18 protein-coding genes and 1 pseudogene are annotated in these 19,118 nt (G+C 46.5%); 8 read left to right on the top strand and 11 right to left on the bottom strand.

The window, feature by feature from the left end; all coding sequences use genetic code 11:
- Positions 1 to 11 precede the first annotated feature (11 nt).
- From JCM15548_RS00825 to JCM15548_RS00805, 5 genes are all read left to right on the top strand, one after another.
- Entirely contained in the window at positions 12 to 1,037 is a 1,026-nt protein-coding gene (locus JCM15548_RS00825) for an asparaginase (RefSeq protein ID WP_157482290.1), read from the top strand.
- Positions 1,038 to 1,337: 300 nt separating this feature from the next.
- Complete coding sequence (locus JCM15548_RS00820) at positions 1,338 to 2,168, top strand: MotA/TolQ/ExbB proton channel family protein (RefSeq protein ID WP_062122019.1); 831 nt, start codon at positions 1,338 to 1,340, stop codon at positions 2,166 to 2,168.
- Positions 2,169 to 2,177: 9 nt separating this feature from the next.
- A complete protein-coding gene (locus JCM15548_RS00815; protein WP_062122018.1) occupies positions 2,178 to 2,624 on the top strand; it encodes a hypothetical protein in 447 nt (148 codons plus the stop codon).
- 53 nt (positions 2,625 to 2,677) lie between these two features.
- Complete coding sequence (locus tag JCM15548_RS00810) at positions 2,678 to 3,259, top strand: ExbD/TolR family protein (protein WP_062122017.1); 582 nt, start codon at positions 2,678 to 2,680, stop codon at positions 3,257 to 3,259.
- A gap of 1 nt (position 3,260) precedes the next feature.
- A complete protein-coding gene (locus JCM15548_RS00805; RefSeq protein WP_062122016.1) occupies positions 3,261 to 3,740 on the top strand; it encodes an ExbD/TolR family protein in 480 nt (159 codons plus the stop codon).
- A 243-nt stretch (positions 3,741 to 3,983) separates the two neighbouring features.
- Here JCM15548_RS00805 and JCM15548_RS00800 read toward each other — a convergent pair whose 3' ends face one another.
- The 7 genes from JCM15548_RS00800 to JCM15548_RS00780 all read right to left on the bottom strand — a co-directional run bounded on the left by JCM15548_RS00800 (position 3,984) and on the right by JCM15548_RS00780 (position 9,686).
- The gene (locus JCM15548_RS00800; protein WP_157482288.1) at positions 3,984 to 5,054 is read right to left on the bottom strand and encodes an ABC transporter permease; all 1,071 of its coding nucleotides are present in this window, start codon (positions 5,052 to 5,054) and stop codon (positions 3,984 to 3,986) included.
- Entirely contained in the window at positions 5,015 to 5,230 is a 216-nt protein-coding gene (locus tag JCM15548_RS21400) for a hypothetical protein (protein WP_157482286.1), read from the bottom strand. Before JCM15548_RS21400 ends, JCM15548_RS00800 begins: the two co-directional genes overlap by 40 nt.
- 39 nt (positions 5,231 to 5,269) lie before the next feature.
- Complete coding sequence (locus JCM15548_RS00795; protein ID WP_062122014.1) at positions 5,270 to 6,466, bottom strand: ABC transporter permease; 1,197 nt, start codon at positions 6,464 to 6,466, stop codon at positions 5,270 to 5,272.
- A 13-nt stretch (positions 6,467 to 6,479) separates the two neighbouring features.
- Positions 6,480 to 7,481 carry an HlyD family secretion protein gene (locus tag JCM15548_RS00790; protein ID WP_062122013.1) on the bottom strand — a complete coding sequence of 334 codons (1,002 nt, stop codon included), beginning with the start codon at positions 7,479 to 7,481 and terminating at the stop codon, positions 6,480 to 6,482.
- A gap of 63 nt (positions 7,482 to 7,544) precedes the next feature.
- Positions 7,545 to 7,703 (bottom strand): hypothetical protein, encoded by a 159-nt coding sequence (locus JCM15548_RS24890; protein WP_157482284.1) that lies wholly within the window; start codon positions 7,701 to 7,703, stop codon positions 7,545 to 7,547.
- Positions 7,682 to 9,031 carry a TolC family protein gene (locus tag JCM15548_RS00785; RefSeq protein ID WP_062122012.1) on the bottom strand — a complete coding sequence of 450 codons (1,350 nt, stop codon included), beginning with the start codon at positions 9,029 to 9,031 and terminating at the stop codon, positions 7,682 to 7,684. The genes JCM15548_RS24890 and JCM15548_RS00785 overlap by 22 nt, the downstream gene beginning before the upstream one ends.
- Before the next feature lie 70 nt (positions 9,032 to 9,101).
- Positions 9,102 to 9,686, bottom strand: a complete 585-nt coding sequence (locus JCM15548_RS00780; RefSeq protein WP_162198154.1) for a TetR/AcrR family transcriptional regulator — start codon at positions 9,684 to 9,686, stop codon at positions 9,102 to 9,104.
- 275 nt (positions 9,687 to 9,961) lie between these two features.
- Here JCM15548_RS00780 and JCM15548_RS26040 point away from each other — a divergent pair.
- A pseudogene (locus JCM15548_RS26040) lies at positions 9,962 to 12,942 on the top strand (PEP/pyruvate-binding domain-containing protein).
- A gap of 9 nt (positions 12,943 to 12,951) precedes the next feature.
- Here JCM15548_RS26040 and JCM15548_RS00770 read toward each other — a convergent pair.
- Complete coding sequence (locus JCM15548_RS00770; protein WP_083984897.1) at positions 12,952 to 13,557, bottom strand: porin family protein; 606 nt, start codon at positions 13,555 to 13,557, stop codon at positions 12,952 to 12,954.
- Positions 13,558 to 13,748: 191 nt separating this feature from the next.
- Here JCM15548_RS00770 and JCM15548_RS00765 point away from each other — a divergent pair, with 191 nt between their 5' ends.
- Together JCM15548_RS00765 and JCM15548_RS00760 are read left to right on the top strand one after the other, a co-directional pair.
- Entirely contained in the window at positions 13,749 to 16,094 is a 2,346-nt protein-coding gene (locus tag JCM15548_RS00765) for a TonB-dependent receptor (RefSeq protein ID WP_227625273.1), read from the top strand.
- A 23-nt stretch (positions 16,095 to 16,117) separates the two neighbouring features.
- Positions 16,118 to 16,984, top strand: coding sequence for a DUF4249 domain-containing protein (locus JCM15548_RS00760; protein ID WP_062122009.1), 867 nt, complete (start codon positions 16,118 to 16,120; stop codon positions 16,982 to 16,984).
- Here the strand turns inward: JCM15548_RS00760 and folE are convergent.
- The 3 genes from folE to JCM15548_RS00745 all read right to left on the bottom strand — a co-directional run bounded on the left by folE (position 16,978) and on the right by JCM15548_RS00745 (position 19,081).
- Complete coding sequence (gene folE / locus JCM15548_RS00755; RefSeq protein ID WP_062122008.1) at positions 16,978 to 17,601, bottom strand: GTP cyclohydrolase I FolE; 624 nt, start codon at positions 17,599 to 17,601, stop codon at positions 16,978 to 16,980. The genes JCM15548_RS00760 and folE overlap by 7 nt on opposite strands.
- A gap of 152 nt (positions 17,602 to 17,753) precedes the next feature.
- Positions 17,754 to 18,329, bottom strand: coding sequence for a superoxide dismutase (locus tag JCM15548_RS00750; RefSeq protein WP_062122007.1), 576 nt, complete (start codon positions 18,327 to 18,329; stop codon positions 17,754 to 17,756).
- 152 nt (positions 18,330 to 18,481) lie between these two features.
- Positions 18,482 to 19,081: a superoxide dismutase gene (locus JCM15548_RS00745; RefSeq protein WP_062122006.1), complete on the bottom strand. Its 600-nt coding sequence runs from the start codon at positions 19,079 to 19,081 to the stop codon at positions 18,482 to 18,484.
- Positions 19,082 to 19,118 lie beyond the last annotated feature (37 nt).

Genomic DNA, 19,118 nt, shown 5'->3' with positions numbered 1-19,118 from the left:
AAAAGCATTCGGTGGAAGAAAAACTACTTATCATATATACAGGCGGTACCATTGGTATGGTCAAAGATCCGGAAACCAACTACCTGAGAGCTTTCGATTTTCAAAACATTTACCAGTGGGTGCCTGAATTGAAGAAGTTTCACTTTCATGTGGAGAGCATTTCGTTTTCTCCGGTAGTAGATTCCTCCATGATGGATCCGGAAATTTGGATCAAACTGGCCACCATTATCGAGGAAAATTACCATCAATACATCGGCTTTGTAGTGCTCCATGGGACCGACACCATGGCCTACACGGCCAGTGCTTTGAGTTTTATGTTACACAACCTCAATAAGCCGGTTATTTTTACGGGCAGTCAGCTCCCTATGGGCGCCATTCGCACAGATGGCAAAGAGAACCTGCTCTCAGCCCTGGAAATTGCCTCGGCGCAAAAAAACGGACAACCATTGGTTCCGGAGGTCTGTATTTACTTCCAGGATAAGTTATTCAGAGGCACACGCACCACCAAATACAACGCTGAACACTTCCATCCCTTCCGTTCCGACAACTACCCGGCTCTGGCGGAAGTGGGGATTCACATCAAATACAACTACCCTTACATCAGATATGCCACTGAGGAAGGGCATTTTTTTGTCACCAAAAAAATGGATACAGCCATTGCGCTTATAAAAATATTCCCCGGCATCACTCCCTGGGTGCTGAATGCCCTGCTGCAAGCGGCCGGCATTAAGGCAGTCATCCTTGAGACCTATGGTTCGGGAAACGCGCCTACTCATAAATGGTTCATCGACGCCCTCGAGAATGCTGTTAAAAGAGGGTTAATTATTGTTAATGTTACACAATGTTTAGCGGGAAGCGTGGAGATGTGGCGCTATGAAACGGGCATTCATCTGTCCGGTTTAGGCATCATCAGCGGACACGACATGACCACGGAAGCCGCTATAACAAAGGTAATGTACCTTCTGGCCAACTGTGACAACATCGATGAAATAAAGCAGAATATGAACAAATCCTTAAAGGGTGAAATTAGTATCTAGAAAAATTGGTTTTACCATTTTTTTTGTACTTTGCACCCCCCAAAATGACCAAAGCTGATCATCGGGAAATCCTAAACAATCATTAGAACAAGTTATTTAACAGCTTTACAAAACCTTAGCACAAAAATCATCATCATCAATAAAAGAGGACCCTTTCCAAAAGGAAACAACAAAATGTAAATTAAAATATTTGTTTTTCGCAAATGATACGTTTATTTTTGTCCTTATTATAACAACCACAAGAGGAATATAATCATTGAGTATTAACAAACCAATACAAATTCAAATTAAGAACAGATTATGAAAAAGCTATTTGCGTTTTTAGCAGTTTTTGGGATGCTTAATTTTGCAGGGGCATCAGCCATTTTTGCTCAGCAGGATGAAACGACTACTACAGACACGGAAGTGGTTGTAGAAGAGACAGCCGAAGCAGAAGAAGTTGAAATAGTTGAATCTACAAGCGAGGTCGATGAAGAGGCCTTGGCAGCAGAAGAGCAAGGTATCCACAAACAGATCAAATCAAAATTCATTGAAGGTGGTGCTGTATTTATGAGTTTCGTACTTTTAGCACTTATTTTTGGTTTGGCTATTTGTATTGAAAGGATTATTTACCTGAACCTTTCAACAACCAACACAAAGAAATTACTTCAAAACATTGAAGAAGCACTTCAGGAAGGTGGCGTTGAGGCAGCTAAAGAAGTTTGCCGTAACACACGTGGACCAGTTGCTTCTATTTTCTATCAGGGCTTGGACCGCTACGACGAAGGCATCGAAGTAATTGAGAAATCAGTTATTTCCTATGGTTCTGTTCAAATGGGTCTTTTAGAAAAAGGTCTTACCTGGATCTCATTATTTATTGCTATTGCTCCTATGCTTGGTTTCATGGGTACAGTAATCGGTATGATTGATGCCTTTGACCAGATTCAAGCCATGGGTGACATTTCTGCCTCAGCGGTTGCAGGAGGTATTAAAGTGGCCTTGATTACCACAGTATCAGGTTTGATCGTAGCTATCATTCTTCAGGTGTTCTACAACTATATCGTATCAAAAATTGACGGTATTGTAAACACTATGGAAGATGCTTCTATCTCTCTTCTGGATATTTTGGTAAAATATAACATGAAAAAATAAGACAGAATTATGACCAAGCTTTCAAAAATATTAAACATTCTGTTATACGCCATTTTGGCGATAACGCTTGTTTTCGCCGGTTTATTTTACTTCGGTGGTGAAGAAGAGGGGACTACCTACGTAACGCCCGTCTACACCGAGACTTTCTTAAACTGGGGAGTAGCATTGGTAATAGGAACAGCTGTTATTACACTTCTTTTTGAGATTGTCAGACTTGTTTTGAATCCCAAAAATGCGGTTCGTTCATTGGTGTCTATTGCAATTATTGGATTGGTAGTTTTTATCGCCTATAGTTTGAGTGATGCAACCATCCTGAACTTGCCCGGATACGATGGATCAGACAACGTTCCTTCCATGTTAATCCTTTCGGACACATTCCTTTATACAATGTACTTTTTATTCGGGGGCGCTTTTTTAGCGATCATCTATACAGAAGTATCCCGGATGTTCCGATAAACCCAAAAAGAGCTGCATTGTGTGGCTCTTAATTGATAAAATACTAGTATTCTATGGCAAAAAGAGAAACACCGGAAGTAAATGCGGGCTCATTGGCGGATATTGCCTTTTTGCTGCTGATCTTCTTCCTTATGACCACCACCATGGATACAGACTCTGGTCTTGGACGGACGTTGCCACAACCAATTCCGCCAGACGAAGAGCCACCGCCACCAATTCGTGAGCGAAACGTATTCGAAGTGCTTATCAATGCCAACAACCAGTTGCTGGTAGAGGGCAGCCCGATGGAATTAAGGGATTTAAAGGATGCAGCTAAGGAATTCATTGAAAACCCAATGAATCTTGAAACTATGCCTGAAGTAGTAATTGTTGAGATACCCGAGATTGGAACGATAGCTACCACACCAAAAGCGGTAATTTCGCTTCAAAATGACAGGGGAACAGAATATCAGACCTACTTGTCAGTGCAGAATGAGTTGCAACGAGCCTACAACGAATTGCGGGATGAATTGGCGCGAAAAACTTTCAACAAATCGTATGATGAGTTGGAAATTGAGCTTCAAAAAGCCATTCGCGAAGTATATCCGCAGAAAATATCTGAAGCTGAACCACGTAACGTAGGAGGAGGAAGTTAAAATGGCAAAGTTTAAAAAGAAAAAACCATCAGGACCAGGTGCAATTAACACCTCGTCGTTACCTGACATTGTTTTCATGCTGCTTTTCTTCTTCATGGTTAGTACTACGATGAAAGAGGTTGATTTGAAAGTGCAAATGAAAGCACCACAGGCAACAGAACTGTCCAAACTTGAAAAAAAATCACTGGTCACCTACATATATGTGGGTGTGCCTATGAGACAATATCAGGGACGGTACGGAACAGAACCCCGCGTTCAGCTCAACGATCAATTTGCTTCTGTGGATGACATTCAGAGCTATATTGTTCAGGAACGAGAGTCGCTAAAAGAAAATGAACGTCCATTAATGACGGTCTCTATTAAAGCTGATACTGAGTGCCCCATGGGCATCATCACTGACATTAAACAGGCCTTGCGTAAAGCAATGGCACTTAAGATTAGTTACTCAGCGCGTCAAATGGACGAGATGTCCTATAACTAGCACATCCCATTGGCTAAAAACAAAAAAAAGCTGCCCCGCAAAGGCAGCTTTTTTTGTTTTCTCCTAACAACCTAATATCCTAATGACCTATTGACCTATTAACCTATTGACCTATTGACCTATTATCCCGCTACGCGGGGCCTCAAGCCGCAGGCGAAGTTCCGATTTTTCGGAAGCGCTTCGCTTTGTCCCGCCTTGCGGGATTCCGCTTCACTCCACCCCCCAACCTAACAACCTAACGACCTATTGACCTATTATCCCATCAACCCTACTAGCCCTTCCTCCCTTCCCTTTCCTACCCTTCCTACCCTTCTTCCCCTTCCCCACCCACCAATAAAGTCCCACAGCCAACACAAAATAAACCATCGCCTGTAAGGTCAGAAAACAGAAAGCATCCCCTACATGGTGTAATTCTGCGCCCATGGTGCGCACCCTTAACCAGGCCGGGACCATAACGGTAGATGGCAGAACGTGTGCCGCCCCGTGCAACCATTGTGGGATGGCGGAGGCAGGCCACGACAATCCGGATAAAAACAAGGCGATGGGCGACAAAAACACCACAAACAAAATAGAGTGTTCCCGCCGTGAAAAGAAAGTCGACAACGCCATACCCAGAAATATCACCGCCAAAAGAAAAGGTACCATCAAGGCCAAGGCCGGCAATAGGGTAGCTTTATCGGGCAAATTGAACCAGTGATACACCCAGAGCTGGGTGATGACGATATTGACGGTGTATAGCACGAAATAAGCGCCGGCCTTGCCAACAACAACAGGAATAACGCCCCCTTTCGTCAAGGTCTGAGGCACCGCAAACCTAAAGCGCCCCCTTTCCTTATCCGTACCCCCCAACAACCCGATACCAATCAAAAGGGTTTGTTGCAGTATGACCATGATTAATCCGGGAATAATAAAACTGTTATAACCACCGGCGGGATTGAACAACATCACAGAATTGAGCGCGATTGGATCACGCTTTTCAACTGCCTGCTCCGGAGTAGCTCCTTTGGCCATCAAACGGCGCACTTCAACGCCACCTGAGAAAGTCCCGATGGATTGCATGGCCCCTGTGAGTGTTTGTTTATAAACCAAAAAATAACCTGCATCGCTGTAAACGCTAACCGAGGCCTGTTGACCACTCATCACTTTCTTTTCAAAACCAGCCGGAATCAAAAGAACCCCTCCCACCTGGCCTTCAAAAAAAAGTTGCTCCGCTGCTACCAGTGACCCGACCGACTGTGTGACCTTCATTTCCTCAGTGGCATCGACCATGCGTGTTAAGAGCCGACTGGAAGCTGTTCCATCCAAATCGACCATGGCCACAGGAATGTCCCGTAAAACTTCCTTTTTATAAGCACGCCATAAATGACCGGGTAGATGATCAATGCCAAAAAAAGAATCAGCAGAGCACCTGTATCTTTAAAAATAGCCAAAAGTTCCTCTTTGAAAAACCGATGGCTTAAGGTCAGTCCTGTAGAAATATATTTGAACATAGTTATTGGTTTAAGTTCTTTTGGGTCAAAAACAGGGCTTTAACAACGGTGTTGGAAGCGGGTATCAGCCAGAACACGATTTAAGCGGGGAAAAAACAGGAATCCGGCCATCACGAAAAGAAGCAGAAAAGCCATAGGCTGTATGGTCTGCAACAAGGGCTCACCCCTCATGCCCTGCCCCATAAACACTTCCATCCAATGATAGAAGGGGAAAAGCTGAGCAAGCATCTGTGATACCATGGGCATGCCGGAAACCGGAAAGGTCAGCCCCGAGAATGTCAGGGCCATCATGGAGTATGCGCTTCCCAGTGAAAGCGACAATCGGGTATTGGCCGTCATCGCCAATAACATAACCGCCACCATCTGATAGGCGAGAATCATCAGAAGCTGGGACAGCATAATGGCGCCCCAGTAACCACGCAAAGGAAAACCCAGGTGTTGGGTCATGATGAAATGCATCACCGCTACATTGACCAGCATTAAAAAAACGTAGGGCAACAGCTTCCCGGCCAAGGCCACCAATAAACTATTGTCGGCCTGCTTCAGCCACTCAGGAGAAGTGCCCTCCCGAATTTCCATACCAATGGCAAAAATAGCTCCCAGGAGCGTGAACAACACCACCAGCAAAGGCATCAGCGCTGTCACCAAAAAATAGGCATAATTGGTATAGGGATTAAAAAGCACATGTCCGTCCATTTGCACCGCATGAACTTGCCCCAATGCCTGCTCAACAGGCAGACCTTGTTTCATGGCCACCTGCAGCTTCACGCCAGTTGAGTAGGTAGCCATCACCCGATAGATGGTGCTTTTCAGAAGTCCACCCACCAGCACATTGGTATTATTGATGTAAAGCTGTATCTGAGCCCCCTCACCCTTTAAGACCGTCTTTTCAAATTCATCCGGTATGTACAAGACGGCCTCGGCATGGCCACTCAGCATGCTTTCCCGCCCATCCTGCAAAGAGCTCACCCTTTCGGTAACATCTGCCATGCGGGTAGCATCGACCATACGGGTCAGTTGTCGCGACAAGGCACTGAAATCTTCATCGACCACGGCCACGGGGAGATGAGACGGTACGCCGGCCACAAAAATATTCATCACCAACAGAAAAGAGAGCATGGGTCCGACCAGCAAGAGAAACAAATAAACTTTGCTGTGTGTTATGCGCGTGATTTCACGGTTCAATACCCTGAAAAAACCATTGTTCTTTAAGCGTTCCATTTGAAAATTTGGCATATTATGGGCAGACTTATCGGTTTGTGGCATTGACCTGATCCCAATCCACCAGGGCACTCATCCCCGGCCGCAAACCGGCCGCAGCTTCAACGGGACGGGCATGTACCTCAAAGGTCTTCATGTCAAAATCACCCGATGTTTTAGTGGCATTCCAGGTGGCAAAATCACCCAAAGGATGCATATAGGTGACTTCCAGCTGCACACTTTCCATGCCCAAGGCCGGGAAGCGAGCCGACAGTCGGTCCCCTTTTCTTATGGCTGCCAGCAAATCTTCGCGCAGATGAAATACCACCCAAACATCTTCCAAATCAACAAGCGTCACGACCGGAAAACCGGCCGGTGTCAGCTCACCTTGCTCTGACATTACATTGGCCACTTCTCCTGAGATGGAAGCATAGGCACGGGTTTCATTGACAAAAGCATTGACTTCGGCAATCACCGCCTCGGCCTTTTGCACCAGGGCCGTGGCCGCATCCTTATCTTCACTTCTGGCACCGCCTTTGGCTTTGCTCCAAATAGCCCTGGCGGCCTCAGCTGTTTCCCGGGCTATGGTCAATTGCATCTCCATTTCGTCACGCCGATGGGCAGGAACCACTCCACTTTCATACAGGTTTTCTATCCGCTGATGGCTCTTTTCTGCAAACTCCAGAGCCGCCGCTGCCTTCAAGTAAGTATTGTAGGCCGCCTGAATATCTTCTTTTTGTGCCCCCACCATGGCTTTCAACTGCTGCGCTTCTGCAGCCATGCGGGCCGCTTCTGCCTGACCCAGCCGGGCCTCGACTTCGGGACTCTCAATGGCAAAAAGAAAGTCGCCCTTCGTCACCTGCATGCCCCGATACACGGCCAGAGAGTCAATTCGCCCGGTGACTTTTGAGGAGACCTTCACCTGACGGGCTTCTACCTGCCCTTGCACCTCCAGGGGTACCGGACGAGCCAGCAACCAGGTGGTGTAAATCAAAAATATCAACAAGCCACTCACGATGGCGCCAACAATAAGGTTTCTATTCTGCTTCATTTTATTTTGTTTTATGCAAGCTTCACGTACCGAGTTTTACATGACCAGCTAGGATCTATTTTTTTATTGGTTCAATAAGAAATCTTCAAACATTTCAGGCATCCCCGCCAACTCAAGCAATCGCGCCAGGGCCACATCGTAGGCGTACATGGCCTGCAGTTTTTCAATCCGCACTTTTGCCACCGCCAGAGAGGCATCCGTTACTTCCGTACTGGTAGCCATGCCTTCGTTAAAGGCTTTCTTACGCACCCGGAAGTACTCATCGGCAAAGGTTTCGGCAGTAGCAATTCATGTAACTGCTCCAATATCATCTGTATCTCCTGATGGTGTTTTTCTATAGCTGTGGACAGATCGCGGGACGCTTTAGACCATGCCTGCTCCACACGGTCTTCTACAAAGCGGGCCGACTGGTACTTATGTCGCGCCGATGTACCACCGAATATCTTCCAGCTGAGGGTAAGGCCTGCCATGTAATCGGACACATTGGGCGACAAATCCACGTTGGCCAAATTATAATTACCAAAAGCTGCGACGGTTGGCAACAGTCCGGATCGCTCGACGCGTGCGGCCTGTTTGGCCAATTGCTGCTTGGCACCGACTTGCTGTAATAAAGGGTTGGAGGCCTGGGCCTGTTGTTTGAAAAAATCAACCGACTCAATGTTGTTATTAAAAAACAAGGCGGTGAGGGGTTGGTAATGGATTTCGGGACTTTCGGCCATGGTATTGGCGAGGGCTTCGTTGAGGACGCGTCGCTTGCGGACCGATTGCTTATATTCCCGGTCGGCCTGCGCATGGTAAACCTGGGCATGAAGTAATTCTGCCTTGGCCAACATGCCCTCTTCGTACAATTTTTCAGCGTCAGAAAGATGGGCCGCCATGGCATCCAAAACCTCACTGCGCACTTGTTCGGCCTCTAAGGCCAATGCCAATCCAAAGTAACGCTCCACCAATTGGGACATCAACTCACCCGTTTTCTGGCGTTCCACCTGAGCAGCTTCGCTTATTCGAATCCTGGCTGCTGCATGGGCCGCATTGATTTTTCCTCCGGTAAAAAGCGGCCAGGTAACACCGGCACTCACCGTTCCAAATTGTGATTGTTGGATGAGCTTATCCCACTCACCGTTTTCCACTTTGAGTAATCCGTCGGACAACTGCTGACGGACCACCTGCGTTGAAACATCATCGGGTAAAACGGGCATGACCGCGGAAGTAGCCGGGTCCGGATTGGGCACTCCGCTAAACATTCCGTACTCCGCCATGGCCCCATACAAAGGGGTAATGGCATCTTTTACCCCATGCATATCAATGGTTATATCATCCGACAACAGGAGGTAGTTGGCCTTTATCGATAACTGCGGCAAACGAAGGGTGCGAACCGCTTTCCATTCGGCTTCTGCCTCCTGTTTCTGTAAAACGGCCTGTTGCAATGTTTCATTACTGTTTAAGGTGGCTTGTAAAGCCTGGTCAAATGTCATGGGCACGACTTCCTGCTGGGCCCTGACGCCTGATGCCCCTAAAAAAATGCCTGCCAGCAAAACTGCTCTTCTCATATATCTGTTTTTTTGTTTTCAATCATTCATCAATCAACGTTTCTGGTCCATACCCTACGGCCCCACCTGTTCAACCCTTTAAAGCGCCCATGCACAATCGCACCACACGATCTTTATCTGCCTGAATCAGACCGTCCTCAGAAAATAAGTGCTTGAAACGCACATTGATGAATTCTACCGGATAAATGACCGTCATCAAATAAATTTCCTCTGCTGTAAATGCTGCAGAAATTTCCCGGGTTTCATGGCCAATGAGCAACAACTGCCGACAAAGTTGATCGATGCGCTGAAGCTGTGCGGGTAGAATTGAAAAGCGATAGTCATTGATTAAGGAATAAATAAAACGGATGTGGTGCGGATGGTGCCAGGCCAGTTCAAAAAAATAATTCACCAAAGGGGTTATCACCTGTTCAATGGTGCTGCATTGATCCATCATGATTTCCAACTGCCCTGTAATATCTTTGATTTTATCATCGAGCAGGTCACTCACCAATTCGTATTTACTACCATAAAACCGATAGAGGTACCCAGCAGCGACATTGGCCTGACGCGCTATGGCTGAGATGGACGCACCTCCGTATCCCTTGTGAACGATCAGTTCAATGGCCGCTTCTTTAATTCTTAACAATTTACTCTCATCAACAACTTTTGCCATTTTCTTGTGAATGGTTATTGGGTTTATTATTAAAACAGGTACCGAATTCATCAATAAATGAATGACCGTTCATTCATTTATTTGCAAATATACTATTTAAACGTTTTGTTCAAAAGGTTTTAACAAACTTTAATGCTGAACCCGACAAATAAACCACTCAGGCAAAGCGACAGAAAAAACAATACATGCCGTGTAAACCTATAGATGCTGCTTGAAAATTTGTATTTTTACAAAACCTGAGTCATTCATTTACAGAACAGGTTAAAATCGGGACTATGACATTAGAACAGATATACCATAACGCGCAAAATCATTTTGAAGAAACAGCTTTTGACCAGTTGATGCAGAAACGCATTCACAAAGTCTTGTTGATCTGCAGTTCGTATGATGCCTATATGCTGGAGGAAGATGGACGCATAGATGAGCAGATTTTCAACGAATACGTCTCGCTGAACCTCCGTCACCCACCCCAGTTCATTCAGGTCTCCTCGGCGGAAGGTGCCTTTAAAGCCATTGAAGAAAACCAGATAGACCTGGTCATTACGATGTTGAGCGTGGGCGGCATGGATCCCTTTTCGCTCTCCAAGAAAATAAAAAACACCCACGCAGAAATTCCCATTGTCGTCCTTACCCCCTTCTCTCGCGAAGTATCCATGAAACTCAGCAAGGAGGATACCAGTGCGGTGGACTATATTTTTTGCTGGCTGGGCAATACGGATCTTCTGCTGGCCATTATCAAACTGATAGAAGATGAAATGAATGCCCCCTTCGATGTGACCCAAATTGGGGTACAGGCCATTATTTTGGTGGAGGACTCCGTTCGTTTCTATTCCAGTTACCTGCCGCTGATTTATAAAATTCTGTTCAAACAATCGCGCAAATTCATGACCGAAGGCCTGAATGAACACCAGCAAATGATGCGGATGCGCGGGCGGCCAAAAATCCTTCTGGCCCGGAACTACGAAGAGGCGGTAAATATTTATAACGAATACCAAAAGAACATACTCGGCATCATTTCCGATGTTTCTTTTAACCGCAAGGATAAAAAAGACCCGGAGGCAGGCGTTCGCTTTGCCCGTAAGGTAAAAAAGGACAACCCCTTTATGCCCTTTCTGCTTCAATCTTCAGACAATAAATTTCTGAGCATTGCCAAAGATATCCGGGTAGGCTTTATACACAAGCACTCCAAACTTCTGCTTCAGGAACTCAAGGAGTTTCTGAACAACTACCTGGCCTTTGGCGATTTCATCTTCGTGGATCCCAACACCGGAGAGGAAGTGGCGAGAGTAAGCGACTTGCAACAACTGCAGGAGAACCTCCTCACCATTCCCAACGACTCACTGCTCTATCACTTTAAGCGCGACCATGTTTCTAAATGGCTCACAGCCCGGGCTCTCTTTTCCATCGCCATGGTGGTTAAGGAGCTGAAAGTAACCGAGGATGCCAACATTGAAGCAACCAAACAGGAGCTTTTCCACATCATCGCCCATTTTAGGATGTATAAGGGACGTGGCGTTATTGCCACCTTTGACACCGAACGCTATGATGAATATGTCAATTTCTCAAGAATAGGTGAAGGGTCCATTGGGGGAAAAGCCAGAGGTCTGGCTTTTCTGAGCACCCTTATCAAAAAATATCCCGTTTTTAAGAGTTTCCCCGACGTCATCATCACCATCCCCCGAACCATTGTTTTGGGTGTGGATATATTTGAGGCCTTTATGGAGCTCAACAATCTTTATCCATTGGGACTTTCGGATGCCAGTGATGAAGAAATTCTTAACCAGTTTGTAAAAGCCAAGCTCCCGGAAGAAGTTCAAAAACAGTTGTTAAAACTGGCACAGGTCATCAAAAGACCGGTCGCCATTCGTTCCTCCAGCATGCTGGAGGACAGCCACCACCAACCTTTGCCGGCATCTACTCCACCTACATGGTGCCCCATAACCAGGACGACGAGCACATGGCGGTGCAACTGGGCGAGGCCATTAAATGCGTCTATGCCTCGGTTTATTTTAAATCGAGCAAGGCCTACATGACCAGCACGCTGAACCTGATCGATGAAGAGCGCATGGGTATTGTTTTACAGGAAATTGTAGGTCAGGAACATGAGAACCGCTTCTACCCCACTTTTTCAGGTGTGGGACGATCCGTTAATTTTTATCCCATCCCACCTGAGCAGTCGGAAGAAGGCATCGTCAATGTCGCCCTTGGATTAGGTAAATACATTGTAGAAGGTGGCGTTTCACTGCGCTTTTCACCAGAGTACCCACAAAAAGTAATACAGCTCTCGTCCCCGGAAATGACCATCAAAGAAACACAGAAAAGTTTCTATGCCCTCGATTTGGACACCAACCGTTTTCAACCCTCCGTTGACGATGGCATGAACATACAAAAGCTGGATTTGCGCGATGCCCTGAAAGATGGCTCATTACGTTGGATTGGATCCATTCTGGATATGCAGAACCACGTGGTGCGCGACGGCACCATGGCAGAAGGTTATCCCTTGGTCACTTTTGCCAACGTGTTGAAATACGACACTTTTCCGCTGGCTGCCATTATGAAGGAGGTTCTTCAAATTGGGCAAAAAGAAATGAACCAACCGGTGGAAATTGAATTTGCCGTGGATCTTCAAACGCCGTCAGATTCGCCATCGGTCTTCTACCTGCTACAAATCAGGCCCATCGTCGACAGTCGCACCTCCCTGGGACCAAGCGTCCATGTTGAGAACTCATCCGATGCCTTTATCTACAGTGAATCTACACTGGGCAACGGAACCATTTCGGATATTTGTGATGTTATTTACGTCCGCACCGAAAATTACAAACCAGCGCACAATCCGGAAATTGCCCGTGAAATTGAAAAAATCAACGACCAATTACAAAAAGCCAACCGTCCCTACCTGTTGATTGGTCCGGGCCGCTGGGGTTCACAGGACCCATGGCTGGGTGTACCCGTCAAATGGGGACAGATATGCGGTGCCAGGGCCATTGTAGAAATGGGTCTGGAAAACTACCATGTAGAACCCAGTCAGGGCACCCACTTTTTTCAAAACCTGACTTCCCTGCGCGTGGCCTACATTTACACCAACACCCACCTGAATCAGGGCAAGTTGGATATGGACTGGCTCAACTCATTAAAAGCCGTTAACGAAAGCGACAAAATACGCCATGTGCAAACAAAATCACCGCTTACCCTCAACATCGACGGACGTGAAGGAAAAGCGGTGATGCATTATTCAAAAAAGGAAAAACCTGAATAACTCAATGGTCTAAAACAGTCGATATCCCAAAGCAAAAATCAAGGATTTGGATTTACGGTCCATATCGGTATGCGACATATCATTCAAACCCCATTCGTAACGGGCATCCAAAGTAAAACGCATCAACTGAACCCCGGCACCAAGCTGGAAATTCCAGTTGGTGCTTTTAAAATCTTCACCATCGTAATCAAAGTCCACAGAGGCGATAGATAAGGTTGATTCATCCTTGGCACGAAAAGAGGCGACGGGACCACCAACCCCATAAATTTTTAGCAATTTAAGATCTATGACCTCCAAATGCGCCAACAAGGGGATGTCCCAGCTATAATAGGAAAAAGATTCGGACCCTCGTGTTTCAAAATCTGTAGCGCCACTCTTTTTGGAATAATAAAGCTCCGGCTGAACCGACAAATTACCCAAAAGACCAATTCTGGTCCAGCCCCCAATCAGATAGCCCGACTTAAACTCATCTTTAACCTTATCCAGGCCATACCCGGCATCTGTATCAAAACTGGTTGAGTTAAAACCCGTTTTAATTCCGAGTTGAAACGACTGAGCCTGAATAAGACCAAAAGCCATTCCGAACATAAACAACAACGCTATTTTCTTTTTCATAATTATTGGGATTTAAATATTATCACTTTCACCTTTAGTGTTGCTTTCAAAAAGCGTACCATCCAATAAATTCCATCTCCCTACAATTTACTCATCTTTTTAATAGAATTCCACCAAAATGCCAAAGCCGTCCACAAAAAACTTGTTGAAGCAGCTTTATTTTCTGTATTTTACAAATCCTGAAACGAAACATGATAAGGTATTTACTGAAAATATTTCTACTGCTGACAAGTCCGTTCTTGTATGGCCAAATACCATCCACCAACGGGTCCGTTGTGGTCAGTGGCTACATCACCGATGCCATTAGCGGGGAGATACTACCCGGCGCAACGGTTATTATCCAGGGAACCGGCAAAGGCACCTCGACCAATGCTTATGGCTATTATTCGTTGACCATAGACGGGGAACAAACCCTGACGGCAGCATTCGTCGGCTATAGCGAAAAATCCATTCCCATAAACACCAACGAGGCCGAGCTTCGTCTGCCCATACAACTAGATCCACATACGCAGGAACTCTCCGAGGTTGAAATAAGCGCCCTTGACAGAAATGAGCAACGAAAAACACCTTTAATGGGGATCAAAAAACTGGATGCGGCTACCATCAAAAGCCTGCCCGTTCTTTTTGGGGAGACAGACCCCTTGAAAACCTTGCAACTGTTACCCGGAATAGCGGCTACCAGCGAAGGGGCCTCCGGATTCTCAGTCAGGGGCGGAAATCCCGATCAGAACCTCCTGTTGCTGGACGAAGCCATTGTCTACAATGGCGGCCACCTTTTGGGCTTCTTCTCTATTTTCAACAACGATGCCATCAAGGAGGTGACCGTTTACAAAGGCGACCTGCCGGCCAGCGCCGGCGGTCGCATCGCTTCCCTGGTAGATATCCGAACCAGAGATGGCAATCTCACCCAATGGCAAGGGGCCGGTGGAATTGGCCTTATATCCAGCCGCCTGACCCTGGACGGTCCCCTGATAGAAAACAAATCGGCCCTGCTGATCAGCGGTCGCCGTACCTATGTCGATCTGTTTCTTCCCCTGTCCAGCGATGAAAACATACAGCAAAGTCAGCTCTACTTCTACGACCTCAATCTGAAAGCCAATTACATATTGGGCGACAACGACCGCATTTTTTTAAGTGCCTACCATGGTCTGGATGCCTTCTACAACGATGATGCCCGCATGGACTTTGGCAATAGCACCCTTTCCCTGCGCTGGAACCACCTTTTTTCACCCAAAATCTTCAGTCATCTCTCCCTGGTTCATAGCCAATACAATTACTACCTGGGTTCCACAGGCGACGAAATAGAAAACATCGATTGGCGGTCCAATTTAACCGATTACAGCCTAAAATATGATTTCACCTATTATCCAAAAGCGGGTGATCAGGTCAATTTTGGCCTTCAGAGCATCTTCCACACCATACAACCCGCTCACATCAGCTCACCCGACCCGGCATCCACTCTCCAGGAAATCAAAGTTCCCAGTGCCCGTTCTCTGGAGCACGGCCTCTATTACGGACATACTTTTCAACCCGCGCCCCGGTGGACGGCACGCTACGGCTTCCGGCTTTCGCTCTTTCAGAATGTGGGAAAAGGCCAGTCCTTTCGCTTCGATGACCGCTTCAACATCACAGATACCCTGCAACACAGAAGAGGAGAAATATATAATCAATATTTCGGATTGGAACCACGGGCGGGCATTTCATGGCTGGCCACACCTCATATCACCCTAAAATCGAGCTACTCCCAGACCCGTCAATACATACACCTGGCCAGCAACTCCACCTCCTCCACCCCCCTGGATGTCTGGTTTACCTCATCGCCAAATATCCGACCCCAGATAGCCCATCAATTCTCGGTCGGCGCCAACTACCTGTCCACCAACAATCAATGGCAGCACACACTGGAATTATACTATAAAAAATCTCGTCAGGCCATCGACTTTAAAGACCACCCCAACCTCCTGCTCAACGAGGCCCTCGAAGCAGAAATCCGTCCCGGCAATGCCCGGTCAAAAGGTCTTGAATGGATGAGCCAATATACCGGTAACCGAATAACAGGGTGGATTGCCTACACCCTTTCGCGTTCCGAAAGACAAAGTCAATGGATCAACAATGCTCGGCCCTACCTTTCGCCTTACGATCACTTGCACGACCTGACCATAGTGGGATCCTACCAGATAAATGACCGGCTCACCATCGCCGGAAACTGGGTCTATTTTACAGGCAACCCGGTCACACTGCCGGTGGGAAGGTTCGATTTTCAGGGAGGCGTAGTACCATTCTATTCTGAAAGAAACGCTGAAAGAATGCCGGATTACCACAGAATGGACCTGTCTCTGACCTGGCGTGAAACACCAAAGCCTGGTAAAAAGTGGCAGGGCGAATGGAACTTTTCGGTTTACAACCTTTATGGACGAAAAAATGCCTGGACCATTAATTTTGTGGGAGACGATGACCTGGACGCTTATTACAAGGAAGCAGAAAAGACCTACTTATTCTCAGTAGTGCCGTCCATTACTTACAACATAAAATTTTAAACATGCCGTCCAACCTATTCCATATGGTCAGAAGCCTACTGCTCCTCCTCTTATTGGGCGGGATGACGCGCTGCACCGAAATAATCGAACTGGATCTGAACACCGACACGGAACGACTGGTCGTTGATGCCATCCTTAGCAATCAGGACCGGTTCTTCGTGGTTAAACTATCCAGATCGGCTCCCTACTTCGCGACCGAGGCAGCCCCTCCGGTCAACCACGCCCACGTTGAAATCATTCATGAACGCACCAACCAACGTTTGACACTCGAAGAAGACAGTCTGCTCTCAGGTCATTACTATGCCGAAGCCAGACCGGAAATTCTGGTGCCCGGAGAAACCATTCATTTAAAAATAAGTCATGTTGATTTAAAGGGAAACGGAACCATGGAAACCCATCGTGCCTCTGCTCTTGTGCCGGAAGTGGTGCCGCTGGATTCAGCACAGATTCGCTACAACGGCATTCGGGAAACGTGGCAAATGCTTGCCTTTTTTCAGGACCCGCCGGAGGTTGAAAATTTTTATCAGTTCAAGGTGGTACAAAACGACTATACCGTCACCCGTCGGCCAGATGACATGCGTATCAGCAACGACCAGTTGTTCAATGGCAATTATGTCAACGGTGTTTGGGTACACAGCATAGATGCCAGCAATAACCAATCCCAATTTTCCGATGACGATAGGGTAGCCCTCCAGCTCATATCCATCACCGAAAGCTATTACGATTTCATCTATGCCATTCATCAGGAAATCAGTACCGGCGCACCGCTGTTTACAGGACCTCCCGCCAATGTTCCGGGGAACATCAGCGGCCATGCCCTGGGTATATTTGCCATAACGGCCATTTCTGAGTTCGAAATCATTTTCGACTCAGAAATTCACAATCAGTGAAGTCGGGAACCTATGATGTTGAAAAATTCATCTCGGGTCGCCAGATTCTTCAAAAAGGCCCCTGTAAAATCAGAAGTGGTGGTCACCGAGTGTTGTTTCTGAACCCCCCGCATTTGCATGCACATGTGCTGCGCTTCAATGACCACTGCCACACCCAAGGGGTTCAGGGTAGTCTGAATACAATCCTTAATCTGAGTGGTTAGTCGCTCCTGCACTTGCAGGCGTCGGGCAAAAGCCTCCACCACCCGGGCAATTTTACTCAATCCGGTGATATGATGCCTCGGAATATAAGCCACATGCGCTTTGCCAAAAAAGGGAAGCATGTGGTGTTCACACATAGAATACAATTCAATGTCTTTAACCACCACCATCTGCTGATAATCTTCCCTGAACATGGCAGAGCGAATGATCTCATCGGGTTTCATATTGTACCCCTGGGTTAAAAACTGCATGGCCTTAGCGACTCTTATCGGGGTTTTCTCAAGCCCCTCACGTGTAGGGTCTTCCCCCAGCAGTCGCAAAGACTGCTCATAAACCCGGGCCAATTGATGGGTGGTTTCATCATCGTAGGATTCCACCTTCACATATCCTTTGCCATTATTCAAAGAAAATTCCATATAGTTTCAAATTAAAAAAACCGTTTCCATGAACCAAAAGTGTTCAACATTTAACTACAAATAATATAACAACAAAAGGGTGCTTTTGGTTATGAAACTTTATAAAATTCTTCAAATATAAGGCAAAATGGCAGGGGAACCGCAAAAAAAAATTAAAAACGCGCACCAACTACCTTCCAGTCGATCACCTCCCAAAACCCTTTGACATAGTCGGGACGCTTATTTTGATAGTCCAGATAATAGGCATGCTCCCACACATCACAAGTCAAAATAGGCGTCAGTCCCTTCCTCAAAGGATTGCCTGCATTACTCTCTTTAATGATTTCGAGAGAACCATCCGCCTTCTTTACCAGCCAGGCCCAGCCGGAGCCAAAAAGTGTGGCAGCTGCCTGAGAAAAGGACTCTTTAAACTTCTCAAACGATGAAAACTCTTTGTTAATGGCATCTGCCAGAGCACCGGTGGGGGCACCCCCGCCATTGGGTGAAAGCGACATGAAGTAAAAAGTATGGTTCCACACTTGAGCCCCATTATTAAAAATACCGCCTTCGGCTTTCTTTACAATGGTTTCAAGATCGGCCGTCTCAAATTCAGTCCCTGCAACTAAATTGTTGAGGTTGGTCACATAGGTCTGGTGGTGCTTTCCGTAATGGAATTCCAGCGTCTTTTTCGAAATATTGGGCTCAAGGGCATCCAATGTGTACGGCAATTCTGGTAATTTAAATGTCATGGCTGATATTTTTAAATATTTACATCATAGCCAAAATTAGCCAAATATTCAGAAAAAGGAAATAGCGGTGGTAGCGAAAAAAGGCGCTCTTCAAAAAGAGCGCCCTTTTACCCACATAAAACCATGTCATTTAACAAAACCTGAAGGTTTTGTTAGGCCAAAAATCGCTTGGCTACCTCATCCCAGTTCACCACATTCCAGAAAGCCTGAATGTATTCGGGACGACGGTTCTGATAGTTCAGATAGTAAGCATGTTCCCACACATCCAGTCCAAGAATGGGCGTACCTTTAACCTCGGCCACATCCATTAAGGGATTGTCCTGATTAGGGGTGGAACTGACCACCAATTTGCCACCGGGCTGCTTTACCAGCCAGGCCCAGCCGGAGCCGAAGCGCGTGGCAGCTGCATTGCTGAATTCTTCCTTGAAACTATCAAATGAGCCAAAACTTTGCTCAATGGCGGTTAATAACTCCCCTTTGGGTTTTCCGTTACCGTCGGGACCAATCACCTTCCAGAATAAGTTGTGGTTGTAAAAGCCACCACCATTGTTGCGAACCGCAACGCTGCGCTTCGAAACGTCGGCCATCAAAGCTTCAATGCTCAGTTTGGCATCTTCACCTTCTAATGCGCCATTTAACTTATCGGTATAGGCAGCGTGATGTTTGGTATGGTGTATCTCCATCGTTGCTGCATCAATGTTCGGCTCTAATGCATTGTATGCATAATCGAGTTTCGGTAATTCAAAAGCCATAATTCGTATTTTTTAAATTCAACTTGGTATAAAATAA

Origin of the sequence: Geofilum rubicundum JCM 15548 (assembly GCF_000974365.1) — a bacterium.
GTDB classification, from domain to species: domain Bacteria; phylum Bacteroidota; class Bacteroidia; order Bacteroidales; family Marinilabiliaceae; genus Geofilum; species Geofilum rubicundum.
This window is presented reverse-complemented; position numbering and strand designations above follow the sequence as displayed.